This is a genomic window from Streptomyces sp. bgisy027 (genome assembly GCF_057710365.1).
The window spans coordinates 217,297-235,625 of sequence record NZ_JBYIVZ010000006.1 but is presented as its reverse complement, the minus strand read 5'-3'; the positions used below and the strand labels follow the sequence as shown (position 1 = coordinate 235,625).

Here is an 18,329-nt window from a genome sequence, read left to right as displayed (position 1 = left end):
CGATGCCGAGACTTTGGTCGGCGATCGCGCCCGCGGAGGCGCATCGGTGCCCCTCGCTGCGTAGATTTGTCGACCGTGAGTGGTGACAAGCAGGAGCACGCCCCGCAGGCGTTCGCGGGGCCGCGCTGGCTGCTGCCGTCCGCCCTGGTGAAGGAGCTCGGACTCGACCCCGGACGCTCCGGGCGCACCCGGCGCACGGCACGCGACTGGGTGGTCGACTTCTGCTGCTTCCTGCTCGCGGTGTTCATCGGGCTGCTGGCCGCCGACACACTGCGCAACGAGGACCTGCCGGACGGCTACGCCACCTTCGACCAGGTGCTGGGCGCCCTCTCGTGCGCCGCGGTGTGGCTGCGGCGCCGCTGGCCCCTCGGGCTCGCCGTCGCGATGATCCCGGTCGGTTTCGTCTCGAACACCGCGGGCGGCGCGGCGGTGGTCGCCCTGTTCACGCTCGCCGTGCACCGGCCCTTCCGGTACGTCGCCTGGGTGGCAGTGGCGCAACTGGCGCTGGTCCCGGTGTTCTTCTGGCTGCGCCCCGACCCCGACGTGCCGTACGTCTGGGCGCTCGTCTTCGGCGTGCTGGTGACGGGGGCGATCGTCGGCTGGGGCATGTTCGTACGGTCGAAACGGCAGCTCATGCTGAGCCTGCGCGACCGCGCCCTGCGGGCCGAGACCGAGGCCGTCCTGCGCGCCGAGCAGGCGCAGCGACTCGCGCGCGAGGCCATCGCCCGGGAGATGCACGACGTCCTCGCGCACCGGCTGACGCTGCTCAGCGTGCACGCGGGCGCCCTGGAGTTCCGGCCCGACGCGCCCCGCGAGGAGATCCAGCGGGCGGCCGGCGTGATCCGGGAGAGCTCCCACGAGGCACTCCAGGACCTGCGGGAGATCATCGGCGTGCTGCGCGCCGGCGAGGCCGACGACGGCGGCCGCCCGCAGCCGACCCTCGCGGCCCTGGAGGCGCTGGTCGCCGAGTCCCGCGAGGCCGGCATGAAGGTCACCCTCGTCCAGCGCGTCACCGATCCGGGCGCCGTACCGTCCTCCGTCGGCCGCACCGCCTACCGCATCGCCCAGGAGGGCCTGACGAACGCCCGCAAGCACGCCCCGGGCGCCGAGGTCACGGTGACGGTGACCGGCGCACCGGGCGAGGGCCTGTCGGTCGCGGTGCGCAATCCCGCGCCCGAGGGCCGGGTCCCGCACGTTCCCGGCTCGGGTCAGGGCCTGATCGGTCTCACCGAGCGGGCCACGCTCGCAGGAGGGCGGCTGGAGCACGGGCCCGCGGCGGACGGGGGCTTCGAGGTGCGGGGCCGGCTGCCGTGGGCGTGACGCTCGGGGAGCCATGGCGTGCGAAGCCCAACGGCCCCTCCGCCGCGTGCTGTTGCGCGCGCGGCGCCGCAGCGGGTACCGCCCGTCGACGCGTCCCCCGGGGGGCACCGGAGATCGGCAGCCACATTACGCAGCCCTGCCGCAAGGCGGACACGCTTCCATCAGCGACCACCCGGTGCCGCCAGGACCGGCGGCAGCACCCCCCCGGATCATCAACGACAGGGGCAAAGAGCCATACCGGCCCCGGAGGCCACGAGCCCAGTTCGGGCTCTACCCGGAAGGTAATTGTGATAGTCGAGCTGCGGCCCGGGTTGGGCTGCTGCCAGGCTCGGCGCCGACGTTCCGGCATGACCCACAAGGCAATGGGCACTCCACGCGGTCCGGCACCCCGAACTCCGTGCAACCGTGATTACGTAAGGCACATGACTGCGATCAGGCTCCTCCTCGTCGACGACGACCCGTTGGTCAGGGCCGGCCTGTCCTTCATGCTGGGCGGCGCCGACGACATCGAGATCGTCGGCGAGGCGTCCGACGGCTCCGAGGTCGAGGCGCTGGTCGACCGCACCCGGCCGGACGTGGTGCTGATGGACATCCGGATGCCGTCGGTCGACGGCCTCACGGCCACGGAGCGGCTGCGCGGCAGGAAGGACGCCCCGCAGGTGGTGCTGCTGACCACCTTCCACGCCGACGACCAGGTGCTGCGCGCCCTGCGTGCCGGGGCCGCCGGGTTCGTGCTCAAGGACACCCCGCCCGCCGAGATCGTCGCCGCCGTGCGCCGCGTCGCGGCCGGCGACCCGGTCCTGTCGCCCACCGTGACACGGCAGTTGATGGACCACGCCGCGGGCTCCGCCGCCGACACCCGCCGCACGCGCGCACGCGCGCGGCTCAGCGCCCTCAACGACCGCGAACGCGAGGTGGCCGTCGCGGTCGGCCGGGGCCTTTCCAACGCCGACGTCGCCTCCGAACTGTTCATGAGCGTCGCCACCGTCAAGACCCACGTCTCGCGCGTCCTGGCCAAGCTCGGCCTCAACAACCGTGTCCAGATCGCCCTGTTGGCGTACGACGCGGGGTTGCTGGAGGAAATGGAGGACAACGGGCACTAGTGCGGGATGCCGTGCGTTCTCGGTGCGGTGGGAGGGGGAGCGTCATGGTGGAAGTGATCGACCTCGGGGAGCTCGGCGACGGGTTCCGCACGGACCCGCACCCCGTGTACGCGCGGCTGCGTGCCGAGGGCCCGGTGCACCGGGTGCGGCTCCAGAAGCCCGACGCGCACCACGAGACCTGGCTCGTCGTCGGGCACGAGGAGGCCCGCGCGGCGCTCGCCGACCCCAGACTCCTCAAGGACGGCAGCAGGATCGGGGTGACCTTCCTCCGGGGCAGTGGCTGCCGGGGGTGCTGATACGTGAGGTGCGGAGCCTGCCGGTGCGGTGGTAGAGGCACGCGCCGCGGGGACTCCTCGGGGGCTCGCCCTCACATCGCGGTGTTCTGGGTCCCACCCGGCAGTTCGGCGACGGCGACCGGTCTTCGGTCGCGTCTCGACAGCTCGCACGCCTCCGAGATCCGCAGCGCCTGCAAGGCCTCCCGGCCGTCACAGGGGTTGGCCCGCTCGCCGCGCACGACCTCCACGAACGCGTTCAGCTCCGCCTCGTACGCGGGCCCGAACCGCTCCAGGAACCCCGGCCACGGCTTGTCCGCCGCGGGTGGCCCCGTCGGCTCGGTGGACGCCACCGGCGTACGGTCGTCCAGCCCGACCACGACCGTGTCCAGCTCACCGGCCAGTTCCATGCGCACGTCGTACCCGGCGCCGTTCAGCCGGGTCGCCGTGGCCGTGGCGAGCGTGCCGCCGTCCATGGTGAGGACCACCGCGGCGGTGTCCACGTCGCCCGCCTCACGGAACATCGCGGGCCCGGCGTCGGACCCGGCCGCGTACACGTCGACGACCTCGCGCCCGGTCACCCAGCGCAGCACGTCGAAGTCGTGGATCAGCGTGTCCCGGTACAGCCCGCCGGACAGCGGCAGCCAGTCGGCCGGCGGCGGCGCCTGGTCGCTGGTCAGCGCCCGCACCGTGTGCAGCCGCCCGAGCCGGCCGGAGCGCACCGCCTCGCGGGCGCCCTCGTAGCCCGCGTCGAAGCGCCGCTGGAAGCCCATCTGGAGGATCGTCCCGGCGGTCTCCACCTCCCCGATCGCGTGCAGGGTGCCCGGCAGGTCGAGGGCTATGGGCTTCTCGCAGAACACCGGGAGTCCCGCCCGGGCCGCCCGGCCGATCAGTTCGGCATGGGCCGACGTCGCCGTGGTGATCACCACCGCGTCCACGCCCCACCGGAAGATCTCGTCCACGCCGGGCGCCGCGGTCTCGCCCAGCCGGTGGGCCAGCTCCTGGGCGCGCGAGGCGTCCGCGTCCGTGAGGATCAAGGAGCCGACGTCGCGATGACGGCTGAGCGTGTTGGCGTGGATCCTGCCGATGCGGCCCGTACCGATGACCCCGATGCGCATGGAAACAAAGTGCGGGTTCAGTGCGTACGCTGTCAATGCAAATGTCCGGACAATCAAACTACACGACTTCCCGTCAACAACGCGTAGAGCTACAGTCGGCCCGTGCCGAAACCAGAACAGGACCCGACCGTGGAACTCGAGCTCAGCGTGGACCGGAGCAGTCCGGTGCCCTTGTACTTCCAGCTGTCCCAGCAGCTCGAAGCCGCGATCGAGCACGGAGCACTCACGCCCGGCAGCCTGCTGGGCAACGAGATCGAGCTCGCCGCGCGCCTCGGCCTGTCCCGTCCCACGGTCCGCCAGGCCATCCAGTCGCTGGTGGACAAGGGCCTGCTGGTGCGCCGCCGGGGCGTCGGGACCCAGGTCGTGCACAGCCAGGTCAAGCGCCCGCTGGAGCTCAGCAGCCTCTACGACGACCTGGAGTCGGCCGGTCAGCGCCCCGCGACCCGGGTGATCGTCAACACCGTCGTCCCGGCGTCCGCCGAGGTCGCGGCGGCGCTCGGGGTGGCCGAGGACAGCGACGTGCACCGGATCGAGCGGCTGCGCCTGGCACACGGCGAGCCGATGGCGTACCTGTGCAACTACCTGCCGCCCGGTCTGCTCGGCCTGGACACCGCGCAGTTGGAGGCCACCGGGCTGTACCGGCTGATGCGCGCCGCCGGTATCACCCTGCACAGCGCCCGCCAGACGATCGGCGCCCGCGCCGCCACCGCCGCCGAGGCCGAACGTCTGGCCGAGGAGGAGGGTGCCCCGCTGCTCACGATGCAGCGCGTGACGTTCGACGACACGGGCCGCGCGGTGGAGTACGGCACACACACGTACCGCCCGAGCCGCTACTCCTTCGAGTTCCAGCTGCTCGTGCGGTCGTGAACGACAGACCGCTTGGTACGTTGCAATGTCAGGACAACGCAACGCCCGTGTTGTGAGTGCTCCCGAGGGGCGCGGGGAACGGCGCGAGCGGCCACAAACGACCCGCACGCGGCGTATGACGTGAACCACCCCATTGTTTCCCCGTACGGCACCCGTACCGGCGGTGAGGCAGAATCGGCCCTGATGAGCACCTACCGCGACTTCACCGCCCCCATCGGCTCACGGCGGGCCCCCGTTCTGAGGACGGTCGGCCCCAGAGAGCGCCGCTCACACCTGACGGCGCCCAGAGTCCCCACCGTGGGCATCGACATCGGTGGCACCAAAGTGATGGCGGGCGTCGTGGACGCCGACGGCAACATCCTGGAGAAGGTCCGTGCGGAGACCCCGGACAAGTCCAAGAGTCCGAAGGTCGTCGAGGACACCATCGTCGAACTGGTACTGGACCTGTCCGACCGCCACGACGTGCACGCCGTCGGCATCGGCGCGGCCGGCTGGGTCGACGCGGACCGCAACCGCGTCCTGTTCGCGCCCCATCTGTCCTGGCGCAACGAGCCCCTGCGCGACCGCCTGGCCGGCCGGCTCGCCGTACCCGTGCTGGTCGACAACGACGCCAACTCCGCCGCCTGGGCCGAGTGGCGCTTCGGCGCCGGCCGTGGCGAGGACCACCTCGTCATGATCACCCTGGGCACCGGCATCGGCGGCGCGATCCTGGAGGACGGGCAGGTCAAGCGGGGCAAGTACGGCGTCGCCGGCGAGTTCGGCCATATGCAGGTCGTGCCCGGCGGCCACCGCTGCCCGTGCGGCAACCGCGGCTGCTGGGAGCAGTACAGCTCCGGCAACGCGCTGGTGCGCGAGGCGAAGGAGCTGGCCGCCGCCGACTCGCCGGTGGCGTACGGGATCATCGAGCACGTCAAGGGCCAGATCGGCGACATCACCGGCCCGATGATCACCGAACTGGCCCGCGAGGGCGACGCGATGTGCATCGAGCTGCTCCAGGACATCGGCCAGTGGCTCGGCGTCGGCATCGCCAACCTCGCGGCCGCCCTGGACCCCTCCTGCTTCGTCATCGGCGGCGGTGTGTCGGCCGCCGACGACCTGCTGATCGGCCCCGCGCGGGACGCCTTCAAACGCCACCTCACCGGCCGCGGCTACCGCCCCGAGGCCCGCATCACCCGCGCCCAGCTCGGCCCCGAGGCCGGCATGGTCGGCGCCGCCGACCTGGCCCGCCTGGTCGCCCGCCGGTTCCGGCGCGCCAACCGGCGCAGGGTGGAGCGCTACGAGCGCTACGCGCGGTTCGCGGAGGCCCGCAGGACGTCCCAGGGGTCGGCGTGACCGTGTCCGTACCCCGCAAGGCCGACTCGCCGGACGACCGGTCCGAGCCCGAGGGCCGTCGCCACCGGATCCGCCGCCGGGCGCTCACCCTGCTCATCATCGTGCTGCTCATCGGCGTGCCGGCCGGCTACCTGGTGATCTCCGCCAACCAGAGCCGCGCCAGCGGCAAGGACAAAGAGGCGAAGTACTCCGCGACCGGCCTCACCGAGGGCTGGCCGTCGAGGGTGCAGCGCCGGATCTACCAGATCCCGATCCCGCTGCCGTCGTACAAGGTCGCCTACTACGAGACGAACAACTGGAAGACCAGCCGTCTCTACGTCCAGTTCGAGACCACCAAGGACAACCTGGACGTCTTCCTCGCGTCCATCGGCGCCGACCGGGACGACCTGGAGGCGGACGAGGTCACCATCAACGCCCGCGACCAGAAGATCACCGGCTGGCACTTCAAGGACTCCGGGCCCTGGTACGGCCTCGTGCGCAAGCAGAAGAACCCGGCGCCCACCCAGGACATCGTCGTCAACCTGTCCGACCCGGACCGGCCGTTCGTGTACGCGGTTTCCCGCACGGTCCCCTGACACCCCCGTGATCACCGAGTGGCGTTCCCCGCTCAGGGCAGGCCGCCGGGGCCGATTGTCAGACCCCGCCCGTAGAGTCGAAGACGGTTGATCTGACTCGCAGGCGGGAGGTGACAGGGCGTATGAGCGACATGACCGCGGTGGCCGAGAGGGCGGGGCACGACGTCCCCGTGCGGCTCGCGGCCGTCTTCCTGCCCGCGCCCCTTCCGCGCGAGGGCCGGATCGCCTTCTGGGACCCGGAGGGCGGCCCGCTGCCCGCCGAGGACACCGAGCTCACCGTCGTACGACGCCATGGCGCCGGAGTCCGCCGCAGGACCGCCCCCGCGCTGACCCTGCCCCTGGACGACGCCCTGCCGCTGCTCGTGCGGGCGCGGCGGGACCCGGCCGCCCACCCCGCCACCGCCTGCTGGGGCGCGGCCGCCCTGCACGCCCTGCGCCTCACCGCACGCGGCCGGCTGCTGCCCGGCCTGACCCCCGCCGGCCACGACGCCTGGCGCGCCGGCCCCCTCGACCCCGACGACATCGCGCATCTGCGCGCGGTCGCCGCCGCTCTGCCCCACGAGGGTCACGCGGTCCCCTTGCCCGGACCCGGCCCGCTGCGGCTGCCCGAGCCGGAGGCGCTGATGCGTGCCTTCCTGGACGCGGTCGCCGACACCCTGCCCCGCACCCCGGCCGCGCCGCACGTCTCGGGGAGGCCCTTCGCCGCGCGCGAGGCCCAGCGGTTGCCCGACGCCCACGACTGGGCGGCCGAGGTCGCGGCGGGAATGGACGCGGGCGTACGGATCTCGCTGCGCCTGGACCTGTCCGCGTACGACCTCTTCGACGACCGCGACGACGGCACACGTCGCGCGGGCGCGGCCGTCGTCCAGGTGCACAGCCTCGCCGACCCCACCCTGGTGGCCGACGCGGCCGCCCTGTGGGCCGGTCGGGCCGACGACGCCTTCGGGCCACGCGCGCGGGTCGACGCCGCTCTGGCGGTGCGCCGCGCGGCCCGGGTGTGGGCCCCCCTCGACCGCCTCGCCGAGCAGGACGTGCCCGACGTACTGGCTCTCTCGGACGAGGAGTTGGGCGACCTGCTGGGCGTGGCCACCACTCGCCTCGCGGCGGCCGGGGTGGCCGTGCACTGGCCCCGGGACCTGGCGCAGGACCTCAGCGCGGCGGCGATCGTACGGCCCGCACCCGGCTCGGCGACCGACGGCACCGGGTTCTTCGAGAGCGAGGAACTGCTGCAGTTCCGCTGGCAGTTGGCGATCGGCGGCGACCCGCTCACCGAGGGCGAGATGGACGCCCTCGCCGAGGCGCACCGCCCGGTCGTCCGGCTGCGGGACAGCTGGGTCCTGGTCGACCCGGCTCTCGTCCGCAAGGCACGCAAGCGCGAACTGGGCCTGCTCGACCCGGTCGACGCGCTGTCCGTCGCCCTCACCGGCACCGCGGAGGTGGACGGCGAGACGGTCGAGGCGGTGCCGGTCGGCGCACTGGCGGCCCTGAGGGACCGGCTCACGGCGGGGGTACGGCCGGCCGAGGCGCCGCCGGGCCTGCACGCCACCCTGCGCGACTACCAACTCCGGGGCCTGGCCTGGCTGGACCTGATGACGTCCCTCGGACTCGGCGGCTGCCTGGCCGACGACATGGGGCTCGGCAAGACGATCACGGTGATCGCGCTGCATCTGAAGCGTGCCCGGACCGCCCCGACCCTGGTGGTCTGCCCGGCGTCCCTGCTGGGCAACTGGCAGCGGGAGATCACCCGTTTCGCGCCCGGCGTCCCCGTCCGCCGCTTCCACGGCCCGGACCGCACCCTGGACGACATGGACGGCGGCTTCGTCCTGACGACGTACGGCACCATGCGGTCGACGGCACCGTCACTGGCCGAGCACACCTGGGGCATGGTCGTGGCCGACGAGGCACAGCACGTCAAGAACCCCTACTCGGCGACGGCGAAGGCGCTGCGCACCATCCCGACGCCCGCGCGCGTGGCACTGACCGGCACACCGGTGGAGAACAACCTCTCCGAGCTCTGGGCCCTGCTCGACTGGACGACACCCGGCCTGCTCGGTCCGCTGAAGTCCTTCCGCGCCCGGCACGCGCGTGCCGTGGAGAACGGTGAGGACGAGGAGGCGGTGACCCGGCTGGCCCGGCTGGTGCGGCCGTTCCTGCTGCGCCGTAAGAAGTCCGACCCGGGGATCGTCCCCGAACTGCCGCCCAAGACCGAGACCGACCACCCCGTCCCGCTCACCCGTGAACAGGCCGCGCTCTACGAGGCCGTGGTGCGTGAATCGCTGCTCGCCATCGAGACGGCGGAGGGCATCGCGCGCCGGGGGCTGGTGCTGAAGCTCCTGACGTCCCTGAAGCAGGTCTGCGACCACCCCGCGCTGTATCTGAAGGAGCAGACGGCGGCACCGGCCGCCGGTCTCGCCGCCCGCTCCGGCAAGCTGGCCCTGCTGGACGAACTGCTCGACACGGTGCTGGCCGAGGACGGCTCGGCGCTGGTCTTCACACAGTACGTGGGGATGGCCCGCCTGATCGCCGCCCACCTCGCCTCCCGGGCGGTCCCGGTGGAACTGCTCCACGGCGGCACGCCCGTCCCGGACCGCGAACGGATGGTGGACCGCTTCCAGGAGGGCGCGGCCCCGGTCCTGGTCCTGTCCCTCAAGGCCGCCGGCACCGGCCTCAACCTCACTCGCGCCGGCCATGTCGTCCACTTCGACCGCTGGTGGAACCCGGCGGTCGAGGAGCAGGCCACCGACCGCGCCTACCGCATCGGCCAGACCCAGCCCGTCCAGGTCCACCGCCTCATCACCGAGGGCACCGTGGAGGACCGCATCGCCGAAATGCTCGAATCCAAGCGAGCCCTGGCCGACGCGATCCTCGGCTCCGGCGAATCGGCCCTCACCGAACTGACGGACCACGAGCTGTCCGACCTCGTGTCGCTCAGGAGGGAGTCGTGACGGCGGCGGGGGAGCGGAGGAGCTCGGAGGGCGAGGAGCCGGAGGTGCCGTACGAACCGTCGGCAGAGGACGCGACGAGTCGGCGTGAGGACGCCGAGCACCGACCGGCCGATGCCGCACGCCGTGCGCTGCGGGCCGCTCGGGAGCGGCGGGAGTCCGAGCAAGGGGCCGCTGTGGGGGAGAGGCCGGCCGCGGGTGAGGACAAGCGGCGGGTCGCCCGGCAGGGGGATGCCGCGCGTGCGGCAGTGCGGCCCGCCCGAGACCGTGACCGAGGTCCGGAGGGCACGGGCGTCGGCTCTGCCGATGTTCCGGGCGGTGCGGAAGGCCATGAGGAGCCGCTGTCCGGAGCGTTGCCCGCATCCGGTCCGGACACGGATCGGTCAAGCGTGGAAGCGGACTCGGCCCAGGCGGGCCTGTCGGGCACGCCGTCCGAACCCGGTCCTGAGGCATCCACTGCGAGGTCCGGCCGTCCCGGTCCGCGCCCTGGGGACGCGGCGCGTGAGGCGTTGCGCGCGGCCCTGGAGGAGCGGCGGCGGGCCGAGCCGGAGGCAGGGGTCAAGAGAGGCCGGGGCGCCGGTACTCCGCGCCGGCCCGCGGCAGCGACCCATTCCGGAGCCGGGGACCGACGCCGACGGGACGCGGGCGGCGACGACGTCCGGCAGCGAGGAGGCGAACCGCCCCGCCGGCCGGTGCGGGCCGCCGACCGTATGCGGGTCCGTGACGTGCAGAGCCTGCTCGCCGGTGCCTTCCTGATGCCGTCCTCGGATCCTCCCGAGGGCGACGAGGGTTCCGGGCTGTCCGATTCGGCCGACCACCCGCGTCACAACCCGACGGCTGCCCCCGCCGCGCCACCCACCGACGACGACCCCTTCTCTCCACCGGCCTCCCTGCCCGCACCCTCGCCCCTCCCCGCCAACCCCACCCCCCAAGTCCCCCGTTCCATGGCCGCCCCTTCCCGCGACGGTGAACTCCGGCGCACCTTCCCGGCTTTCGGGCCCGGCCCCGCGGACGACACCCGGTTCGCCGAGAGTTGGTGGGGCAACGCCTGGGTGACCGCCTTGGAGGAGGGCGCCCTCGACACCAAGCGGCTTGCGCGGGGGCGGGGTTACGCGCAGGAAGGGCATGTCGATGCCATCACCGTGACGCCGGGGCTGGTGGTGGCGTACGTGCGGGGGAGCCGTCCGCGTCCGTACCGTGTGCAGGTGCGGCTGCGGACGCTGGACGACGCCGACTGGGCGCGGTTCCTGGACGCCGTCGCCGAACGGCCCGGCCACATCGCGGCGTTGCTGGACAAGGAGATGCCGCAGTCCCTCGCCGGCTGCGGGGTGCCGCTGCTGCCGGGACCGGGCGACCTGGACCCCCATTGCAGCTGCCCGGACCGGGGCCACCCCTGCAAGCACGCGGCCGCCCTCTGCTACCAGACGGCACGCCTGCTGGACGCCGACCCCTTCGTACTGCTCCTGCTGCGCGGCCGCGGCGAACGGCAGCTGCTCGACGCGCTGTCCCGGCTGAGCGCCGCCCGCGCGGCCCGGGCCGCACAGGAACAGCAGCCTGCGCCCCTCGCGGGCGTACGCGCCACCGACGCACTGGACCCGGCGCGCCGGCTTCCGTCGCTCCCGGCACCCCTGCCGATGCCCCCGCACCCCGAGCAACCCCCTGTCTACCCGGCGGCGCCGGGCGGCCCGGACCCCTTCGCGCTGGACCAGCTGGCGACGGACGCCGCCGCCCGCGCCCACGCCCTGCTCGGCACCGGCCGTGACCCGGTCGCCGAACTGACCCTGTGGCAGGACGCCGTACGGCTCGCCGCCGCCCGCCCCGGTTCGGGCCTGACCGCCGCCACCCGCGCCCTGTACGCCTCCCTGGCCGCGGCCACCGACCGCACCCCGGCCGACCTGGCCCGCGCGGTCGCGGCCTGGCGGCAGGGCGGGCTCGAAGGGCTCGCCGTCCTCGAAGACCGCTGGGATCCGCCGGCCGGCCGCTTCGACCGGGCCCGCCCCCTCCTGCTCGCCGCCGACCTCCCGGCCTTCCGCCCCTGGCACAACCGCCTCACCCACCCCCGCGGCCATGTCCAACTCCGCCTCGGCCGCGACGGCCTGTGGTACCCGTACGAGTCGGAACCGGGCCACGACGACTGGTGGCCCCGCGGCACTCCCGACCTGGACCCCGTCGGCGCGCTCACCGGTCTCGACCCGGCCGGCGCCCTCAACGACCTCGGGTTCCCGCCGCCGGAAGCCTGACCCGACCATGCCCTGCAGCGACGACAGCCCTTCCCGGAGAGCAACTACACTGCCGCGTTGTCGCCCAGGCGGCACACAGCAACTGGCCGGAAACGAACGGCGGGAGAGGCCATGGCAACGGGGGGATGGGGTCCGGGACCCGGCTCGGGACAACCGGGCGGCAACGGACCCGGCGGCCAGGGCTGGGGCGCCCCGTACGGACCGGGCCCGACGCCCAACGGCCCCTACGGGCCGGGCAACGGCGGCAACCCCTACGGCCCGCCCCCGCCGAACCCGAATCCGTACCCCGACCCCCAACCCGGCCCGTACCCCTACGGCCCGCCGCCCGGCCGTCCCGTGCCGGTGGCCCGCCGCCGCGGCTGCCTCTGGTACTTCTCGCCGCTCTTCCTCGCCGTCCTGCTGCTGCGCTCCGCGCACCGCGTCGCCACGAAGCTGTTCGTGCACCGGAGCGGGGACCGGATCGTGGACCGCACCGTGGACCGGGTGCAGGTGGTGCGCACGGTGCTCGGCGTGCTGGCCACCATCGGGCTGATCCTCGCCTACGGCGTGGAGAAGGACCGTTGGAACAACGCGGCGGAGGCGGGCTTCGCCAACGCGATCGTCACGCCGTTCCTGCTGATCTGCACCGGGCCGCTGGTCATCCTCGGGTTCATCTACTACGCGCCCCCGCATCTGCGACCGCAGCTGCGCTCGCGCCTGCACGCCCCGCTCAAGGCGGTCGGCTGGTTTCTGCTGTCCCTCGCCGTCGTCGCCGCGATCATCTACTTCGTGGGCAGCAGCGGCGTCATGCAGAGCAAGAACCCCTGGCTGGTGGTGCCGGTCGCGCTCGTCACGATGGCCGCAATCCTCTGGGGCCTGCCGTTCCTGTTCCTGGCGTCCCTGTACTCCGCCCGCAGCGCCTTCAACACCGCGCATGTGCACCCGATGCTGCCGCCCGTGGTCACCGGCATCCTGGTCTGGCTCCTCGCGATCTTCAACCTGATCAGTGAAGGCATGCCCGCGGGCCCGCCGGTGGCCCAGTTCTGCTCCGTGCTGGGCGGCCCGCTGTCGGTGACCGCGGTCTCGGCCTGGGAGATGTGGCGGCTGCGCTCCCGGTACGGCGTCACCGTCCGCGGCTGAGCCGAACCCCCGTCCCGTGAAGGCCGTGTGAGAATTCCTCGCCGATCTGCGGGAGTCAGGTGTGAGGACGTGGGGTCCGTGGGGCCGGTGTTCGGATGCGGACGTTAGCGTGGAGCGGTGAGTGAGACGAAGACCCCCGCCCTCCAGTACCGCTTCGACGGCCCGGAAGATGCCCCGGTCCTCATCCTGGGCCCCTCGCTCGGTACCACCTGGCACATGTGGGACCGGCAGGTTCCGGAGCTGACCCAGCAGTGGCGGGTCTTCCGGTTCGACCTGCCCGGACACGGCGGCGCACCCGCCTACCCGGCGGGCTCCGTCACCGAACTCGCCGAGCGACTCCTCGTCACCCTCGACGGCCTCGGCGTGCAGCGCTTCGGCTACGCGGGCTGCGCGCTCGGTGGTGCCCTCGGTCTGGAACTCGCCCTGCGCCACCCCGAGCGCATCGCCTCGCTCGCGCTGATCGCCGCCTCACCGCGCTTCGGCACGGCGGACGAGTTCCGGCAGCGCGGCGTGATCGTGCGCACGAACGGCCTCGACCCCATCGCCCGCACCTCGCCGGACCGTTGGTTCACCAACGGTTTCGCCGCCGCCCAGCCCGCCATCACGGAGTGGGCCGTGCAGATGGTGCGCACCACCGACCCCGGCTGCTACATCGCCGCCTGCGAGGCCCTCGCCTCTTTCGACGTACGGTCGCAGCTCGCGGGCGTCGCGGTGCCCACGCTGGTCCTCGTAGGCTCCGACGACCAGGTCACCGGCCCCGCCGAGGCCCGCACCCTGGTCGCCGGCATACCGGACGCGCGGCTCGCCGTGGTCCCCGGCGCCTCCCACCTCGTCCCGGTCGAGCAGCCCGCCGCCGTCACCGACCTGCTGGTCCGCCACTTCTCCACCGCCTGGCAGCCCGCCTACGACTCCACGACCGGCCAGATGGCCATCGTCGTCCCTTCCGCGAAGCCGGTCCTGGCCCCCGTGCCGTCGCAGCCCGCGCCCATCGCCGAGATCGCCCCGGCCGTCGTACCGCAGCAGACGACGGGGCGGGCGGATCCGTACGACGCGGGGATCAAGGTCCGTCGCGAGGTGCTCGGCGACGCGCACGTCGACCGGGCGCTGGCGCAGGCCGACGACTTCTCGGGGGACTTCCAGGAGCTCATCACCCGCTATGCGTGGGGCGAGATCTGGGGCAGACCCGGCCTCGACCGGCGCTCCCGCAGCTGTGTCACCCTCACCGCCCTGGTCGCGGGCGGCCACCTGGACGAACTCGCCTTCCACACCCGCGCCGCCCTGCGCAACGGCCTCACCCCGGACGAGATCAAGGAAGTGCTGCTCCAGGCGGCGGTGTACTGCGGTGTACCGGCGGCGAACAGCGCGTTCAAGGTCGCGCAGAGGGTCATCAGGGAGGAGACCACTCCCCAGGAGTGAGCATCCCGGACGGGTGCGCGCAAGGATGGACCCATGAAGCTCACGAAGAAGTCGCACTCCTGCGTCCGCCTGGAGAAGGACGGACAGAGCCTCGTTCTCGACCCCGGCGGGTTCAGCGAGGAGGACGCCGCGGTCGGTGCGGACGCGATCCTCGTCACACACGAGCACCCCGACCACTTCGACGAGGCGCGGCTGCGGGCGGCCATGGAGGCCGACCCGGCCGCGCGGATCTGGACGCTGAGGTCCGTCGCCGAGCAGATCTCGGCGGCGTTCCCGGGCCGTGTGCACACCGTCGGCCACGGCGACACCTTCACCGCCGCCGGCTTCGACATCCAGGTCCACGGCGAGCTGCACGCCGTCATCCACCCGGACATCCCGCGCGTCACCAACGTCGGCTACCTCGTCGACGGCGGGCGCCTGTTCCACCCCGGCGACGCCCTCACCGTGCCCGACCACCCCGTCGAGACACTGATGCTCCCGGTGATGGCACCCTGGAACAAGATCGCGGAGGTCATCGACTACGTCCGCGAGGTCAAGCCCCAGCGCGCCTACGACATCCACGACGCCCTTCTCACCGACCTGGCCCGGCCGATCTACGACCGCCAGATCGGTGCCCTGGGCGGCTCGGAGCACCTGCGCCTGACGCCGGGGGACTCCGCGCAGCTGTGACCGGCCCCACCACGGGCGGGGCCGGGTTGTCAGTCCCGCCCGGTAGGTTGTGAGACATGCGCATCGCGACCTGGAACGTGAACTCGATCACCGCACGCCTGCCGAGGCTCCTGGCCTGGCTGGAGAGCAGCGGCACCGACGTGCTCTGCCTCCAGGAGGCCAAGGTCGCCGAGGACGCCTTCCCGTTCGACCCGCTGCGCGACCTCGGCTACGAGGCGGCGGTCAACGCCACCGGCCGGTGGAACGGCGTGGCGGTGCTCTCCCGCGTCGGCCTCAAGGACGTCGTCAAGGGCCTGCCGGGCGACCCGGGCTACGACGGTGTGCAGGAGCCCCGGGCCATCTCCGCGACCTGCGGCCCGGTCCGCGTCTGGTCGGTGTACGTACCGAACGGCCGCGAAGTGGACCACCCTCACTACGCCTACAAGCTCCAGTGGTTCGAGGCTCTGAAGGCGGCCGTCGCCGGCGACGCGGGCGGCAGCCGCCCGTTCGCGGTGCTGGGCGACTACAACGTGGCGCCGACGGACGACGACGTCCACGACGTGGCCGCCTTCGAGGGCCTCACCCACGTCACCCCCGCCGAGCGCGCCGCCCTCGCCACCCTGCGCGAGTCCGGCCTGTCCGACGTGGTCCCGCGCCCCCTGAAGTACGACCACCCTTACACGTACTGGGACTACCGCCAGCTCGCCTTCCCCAAGAACCGCGGCATGCGCATCGACCTGGTCTACGGCAACGAGCCGTTCGCCAAGGCGGTCACCGACTCCTACGTGGACCGGGAGGAGCGCAAGGGCAAGGGCGCCTCGGACCACGCGCCGGTGGTCGTGGACCTGGACGTCTGAGAAACCCGGCCGTGGTCACGGGACCAGCGCCCGCAGATCCACCGACCGGGCCATCGCGGCCAGCCCCGAGTCTCCCGGGTGCAGATGGTCCCCGCTGTCGTAGGCGGGAAGCATCCGGGAGGGCTGTGCCGGGTCCCGTACGACCGCGTCGAAGTCGAGCACCCCGTCGTACACCCCGGCGCCGCGGATCCAGGCGTTGATCTCGACCCGCTCGGCGTCGGCCGCGGCCGTGCAGCGCGCCTCGCCCGCGCACGGCAGGATCGTCGCCGCCAGCATCCGCAGCCCCCGCGCATGCCCCCGGTCCGCGATCTCGCGCAGCCCGGCGATCACCCGCTCCGCGGTCGTGTCCCAGCGCACGTCGTTGATGCCCTCGAACACGACGGCCGTACGCGCCGACGTCTGGGCCGGCACATCCAGGTCGAACCGGTGGAGTGCGCTCACGCCGGCCGTGTCGGTGGAGACGCCGTCCCCGGGATAGCGGTCGGAGACCACACGGTTTCCGGAGATTCCCTGGTTGAGGACCCCGTAGCGCGGGACCGCGCTCTGGTTCAGCAGCCGGGTGGCCAGCACATTGGGCCACCGCCGGTTCGCATCCGGCGTGGACTTGTCGCCGTCGGTGATCGAGTCGCCCAGCAGCACCACGGACCCCGGCCCGCCGCTCACGTCGACGCCCGTCAGCAGCGGCCAGCTGGTCAGCACGGTCGGATAGGCGGAGGCGGCGAGGTCGGCGGTGTGGTCGCCCGGCTCGCTCACGTACGACCGCTGCTGCGCGAGCCGGTGCACGGGCGCGGCCGGCACGGTCCCCGGCAGATGGAAGCTCACCAGCAGGTTGGTGTCCGCGGGCACGGCGAAGCCGAGCGGATCGCTGTACGCCTGTGCGCCCGCCGGGATCTCCACGCCCGCCGCGCCGCCGAACGACACCCGGACCGGCGTCGCCTTCGCCGCGGCGCCCGACTGCTGCACCGCCACGGTGGCGCCACCGATCCGCACCGGCCCCGCCGCGAAGGTGTTGTCGAACCGCAGCCGCACCCGCGGACCGCCCGCCGAGGTGTGCACCACCAGGCGCAGCGTCCGGTCGGTCCACGGTCCCACGGCCGGATGGCCACCCGTCGCCGCGGCCCAACTCCCCGTCCAGCCCGCGGCCGGTGCCCGCACCGCCACCGCGAACACATGCAGCCCGGCCGCCTGCGGCAGCCGTACGGAGGCGACCTGGTGCCCGGCCACGATCGGCACCGTCACGACGTACAGCCGTGCCCGCTCGGCGAGTTGGCCGCCGGGTGTGTTGATGTGCGGCAGGGCGACCGCCTTGGTGGCGAGCGGGCCGGTGCGCCAGTCGGGCGCGGTCAGCCGGTACCCGGACCGGGCGCCGTCGGCGTAGACCACCGTCCCCGCCCCGCCCACGTCGATCCCTGCCGTGCCCGCCACCAGGAAGGCGAGCGCGTCGCCCTGGCCGCGCACCCGCACGTCCTGCCCGGCGGCGAGGACGTTGTCCGGCTCGCCCGGCTGCCGGTCGGGCCAGGTCAGCCGGGCGCGCTGCACGGTCAGCGCGCGGCCCGGCGTCCACCCGGCGGCGGCGAGGTCCTGTGCGGACAAAGAGGCGCCCGACCCGTCGAAGTCGGCTGCGGCGGGCCGGGCGTCGTCACTGACGGCCGTGTTGTCGAAGAGCCGCTCCAGCGGGAGCGGCACGGCTCTGCGCTCGCCGGACGCGTGTGCGGACACACCCGGCACCAGGGCGGCGAAGAGGGCAAGGACGACCGCGGAGATCCACACACATCGGCGCACGGCCGACTCCTCCCGTTCACGACCGCTCAGGACTGCGTATGACTGCGCATGACAGGTTCGGTTCGTTCCGACGAGACGCATGACGCACGGAGAAGTTAGAGAGGCCCCCGTGACCCGTCAACGAGCCATGCCACAAGTCGGCGTGAACTCGACCGGAATCGACGGTCCGCGCGCCTGTGGTGCGTTCGGCCGTGCGAATGACACGCTGTGCGTATGAAGATCCCTTTTCTTGGCCATCGGCACGAGAAGCGCGGGGCCCTCGACCCCGAGGGCATCGCCGAACTGCTCTCCGAGTGCGAACTGCTGCGTTCCCACGCGTCCCGGGCGGGGATCCAACTCGACGACACCGCGGCCTCGTTGGAGGAGCTCGACCAGATGGTGCCGCGCTGGCGGGACGACGCGGAGATCCTGCCCTGGCTGGGCAACGACGCCGGGCTGTATCTCGGCACCGTGATCGTGCGTACCGTGCCCGGGGCCGCCTGGGAGATCTGGCCGGACGGTCAGCCGGTCGTCCGCCTCGCGTCCGGCCGGGAGTTCGACGTCGTCGCCTCGGGGCGGGAGTGGGCCGTGAGCGGAGTGCCCGAGCTGTCGCAGCTGTACGCGGAGGTCGCGGAGGCGTGAGCACCCGGCCGTGAGGCGCGGCATAAGCACCAAGTAAATACGGCTTATGTCTGAAAAGTGCGTGTCGCGCAATAAGTCAGCTCTTGTCCAGATAGTTTGCGGCCATCGCTGTAGTGA

14 protein-coding genes and 1 pseudogene are annotated in these 18,329 nt (G+C 73.0%); 13 read left to right on the top strand and 2 right to left on the bottom strand.

The window, feature by feature from the left end; all coding sequences use genetic code 11:
* The first annotated feature begins 75 nt into the window (after positions 1-75).
* From AC3ETA_RS08990 to AC3ETA_RS08980, 3 genes and pseudogenes are all read left to right on the top strand, one after another.
* A complete protein-coding gene (locus AC3ETA_RS08990) occupies positions 76-1,320 on the top strand; it encodes a sensor histidine kinase (protein ID WP_432192273.1) in 1,245 nt (414 codons plus the stop codon).
* 422 nt (positions 1,321-1,742) lie between these two features.
* Entirely contained in the window at positions 1,743-2,423 is a 681-nt protein-coding gene (locus AC3ETA_RS08985; RefSeq protein ID WP_432192272.1) for a response regulator transcription factor, read from the top strand.
* Between the two features lie 44 nt (positions 2,424-2,467).
* A pseudogene (locus AC3ETA_RS08980) lies at positions 2,468-2,692 on the top strand (cytochrome P450); the annotation flags it as partial.
* Positions 2,693-2,790: 98 nt separating this feature from the next.
* Here the strand turns inward: AC3ETA_RS08980 and AC3ETA_RS08975 are convergent.
* Entirely contained in the window at positions 2,791-3,813 is a 1,023-nt protein-coding gene (locus AC3ETA_RS08975) for a Gfo/Idh/MocA family protein (RefSeq protein WP_432192271.1), read from the bottom strand.
* Positions 3,814-3,942: 129 nt separating this feature from the next.
* On the opposite strand from AC3ETA_RS08975, the gene AC3ETA_RS08970 reads away from it, so the two are divergent.
* The 9 genes from AC3ETA_RS08970 to AC3ETA_RS08930 all read left to right on the top strand — a co-directional run bounded on the left by AC3ETA_RS08970 (position 3,943) and on the right by AC3ETA_RS08930 (position 15,809).
* On the top strand, positions 3,943-4,680 hold the full coding sequence (locus tag AC3ETA_RS08970; protein ID WP_107907907.1) for a GntR family transcriptional regulator: 738 nt from the start codon (positions 3,943-3,945) through the stop codon (positions 4,678-4,680).
* Between the two features lie 183 nt (positions 4,681-4,863).
* Complete coding sequence (locus AC3ETA_RS08965; protein WP_432192270.1) at positions 4,864-6,012, top strand: ROK family glucokinase; 1,149 nt, start codon at positions 4,864-4,866, stop codon at positions 6,010-6,012.
* Positions 6,009-6,587 (top strand): sugar kinase, encoded by a 579-nt coding sequence (locus AC3ETA_RS08960; RefSeq protein ID WP_432192269.1) that lies wholly within the window; start codon positions 6,009-6,011, stop codon positions 6,585-6,587. Before AC3ETA_RS08965 ends, AC3ETA_RS08960 begins: the two co-directional genes overlap by 4 nt.
* A gap of 122 nt (positions 6,588-6,709) precedes the next feature.
* Positions 6,710-9,532, top strand: a complete 2,823-nt coding sequence (locus AC3ETA_RS08955; protein ID WP_432192268.1) for a DEAD/DEAH box helicase — start codon at positions 6,710-6,712, stop codon at positions 9,530-9,532.
* A gap of 44 nt (positions 9,533-9,576) precedes the next feature.
* Positions 9,577-11,769 (top strand): SWIM zinc finger family protein, encoded by a 2,193-nt coding sequence (locus tag AC3ETA_RS08950; RefSeq protein ID WP_432192334.1) that lies wholly within the window; start codon positions 9,577-9,579, stop codon positions 11,767-11,769.
* A 111-nt stretch (positions 11,770-11,880) separates the two neighbouring features.
* The gene (locus AC3ETA_RS08945) at positions 11,881-12,888 is read left to right on the top strand and encodes a hypothetical protein (RefSeq protein ID WP_432192267.1); all 1,008 of its coding nucleotides are present in this window, start codon (positions 11,881-11,883) and stop codon (positions 12,886-12,888) included.
* A gap of 117 nt (positions 12,889-13,005) precedes the next feature.
* On the top strand, positions 13,006-14,304 hold the full coding sequence (pcaDC, locus tag AC3ETA_RS08940; RefSeq protein ID WP_432192266.1) for a bifunctional 3-oxoadipate enol-lactonase/4-carboxymuconolactone decarboxylase PcaDC: 1,299 nt from the start codon (positions 13,006-13,008) through the stop codon (positions 14,302-14,304).
* Positions 14,305-14,337: 33 nt separating this feature from the next.
* Complete coding sequence (locus AC3ETA_RS08935; RefSeq protein ID WP_432192265.1) at positions 14,338-14,973, top strand: MBL fold metallo-hydrolase; 636 nt, start codon at positions 14,338-14,340, stop codon at positions 14,971-14,973.
* Between the two features lie 56 nt (positions 14,974-15,029).
* The gene (locus AC3ETA_RS08930; protein ID WP_432192264.1) at positions 15,030-15,809 is read left to right on the top strand and encodes an exodeoxyribonuclease III; all 780 of its coding nucleotides are present in this window, start codon (positions 15,030-15,032) and stop codon (positions 15,807-15,809) included.
* Positions 15,810-15,824: 15 nt separating this feature from the next.
* Here the strand turns inward: AC3ETA_RS08930 and AC3ETA_RS08925 are convergent, their stop codons facing one another.
* Positions 15,825-17,591 carry an SGNH/GDSL hydrolase family protein gene (locus AC3ETA_RS08925; RefSeq protein ID WP_432192263.1) on the bottom strand — a complete coding sequence of 589 codons (1,767 nt, stop codon included), beginning with the start codon at positions 17,589-17,591 and terminating at the stop codon, positions 15,825-15,827.
* 213 nt (positions 17,592-17,804) lie between these two features.
* On the opposite strand from AC3ETA_RS08925, the gene AC3ETA_RS08920 reads away from it, so the two are divergent.
* Positions 17,805-18,212 carry a DUF6278 family protein gene (locus AC3ETA_RS08920; RefSeq protein ID WP_432192262.1) on the top strand — a complete coding sequence of 136 codons (408 nt, stop codon included), beginning with the start codon at positions 17,805-17,807 and terminating at the stop codon, positions 18,210-18,212.
* Positions 18,213-18,329: the final 117 nt, after the last annotated feature.

Excerpts from the sequence above, each read along its gene's own strand:
- AC3ETA_RS08985 (WP_432192272.1), top strand. The coding sequence starts at position 1,743 with ATGACTGCGATCAGGCTCCTCCTCGTCGACGACGACCCGTTGGTCAGG.
- AC3ETA_RS08975 (WP_432192271.1), bottom strand. The coding sequence starts at position 3,813 with ATGCGCATCGGGGTCATCGGTACGGGCCGCATCGGCAGGATCCACGCC.
- AC3ETA_RS08965 (WP_432192270.1), top strand. The coding sequence starts at position 4,864 with ATGAGCACCTACCGCGACTTCACCGCCCCCATCGGCTCACGGCGGGCC.
- AC3ETA_RS08955 (WP_432192268.1), top strand. The coding sequence starts at position 6,710 with ATGAGCGACATGACCGCGGTGGCCGAGAGGGCGGGGCACGACGTCCCC.
- AC3ETA_RS08945 (WP_432192267.1), top strand. The coding sequence starts at position 11,881 with ATGGCAACGGGGGGATGGGGTCCGGGACCCGGCTCGGGACAACCGGGC.
- AC3ETA_RS08935 (WP_432192265.1), top strand. The coding sequence starts at position 14,338 with ATGAAGCTCACGAAGAAGTCGCACTCCTGCGTCCGCCTGGAGAAGGAC.
- AC3ETA_RS08930 (WP_432192264.1), top strand. The coding sequence starts at position 15,030 with ATGCGCATCGCGACCTGGAACGTGAACTCGATCACCGCACGCCTGCCG.
- AC3ETA_RS08920 (WP_432192262.1), top strand. The coding sequence starts at position 17,805 with ATGAAGATCCCTTTTCTTGGCCATCGGCACGAGAAGCGCGGGGCCCTC.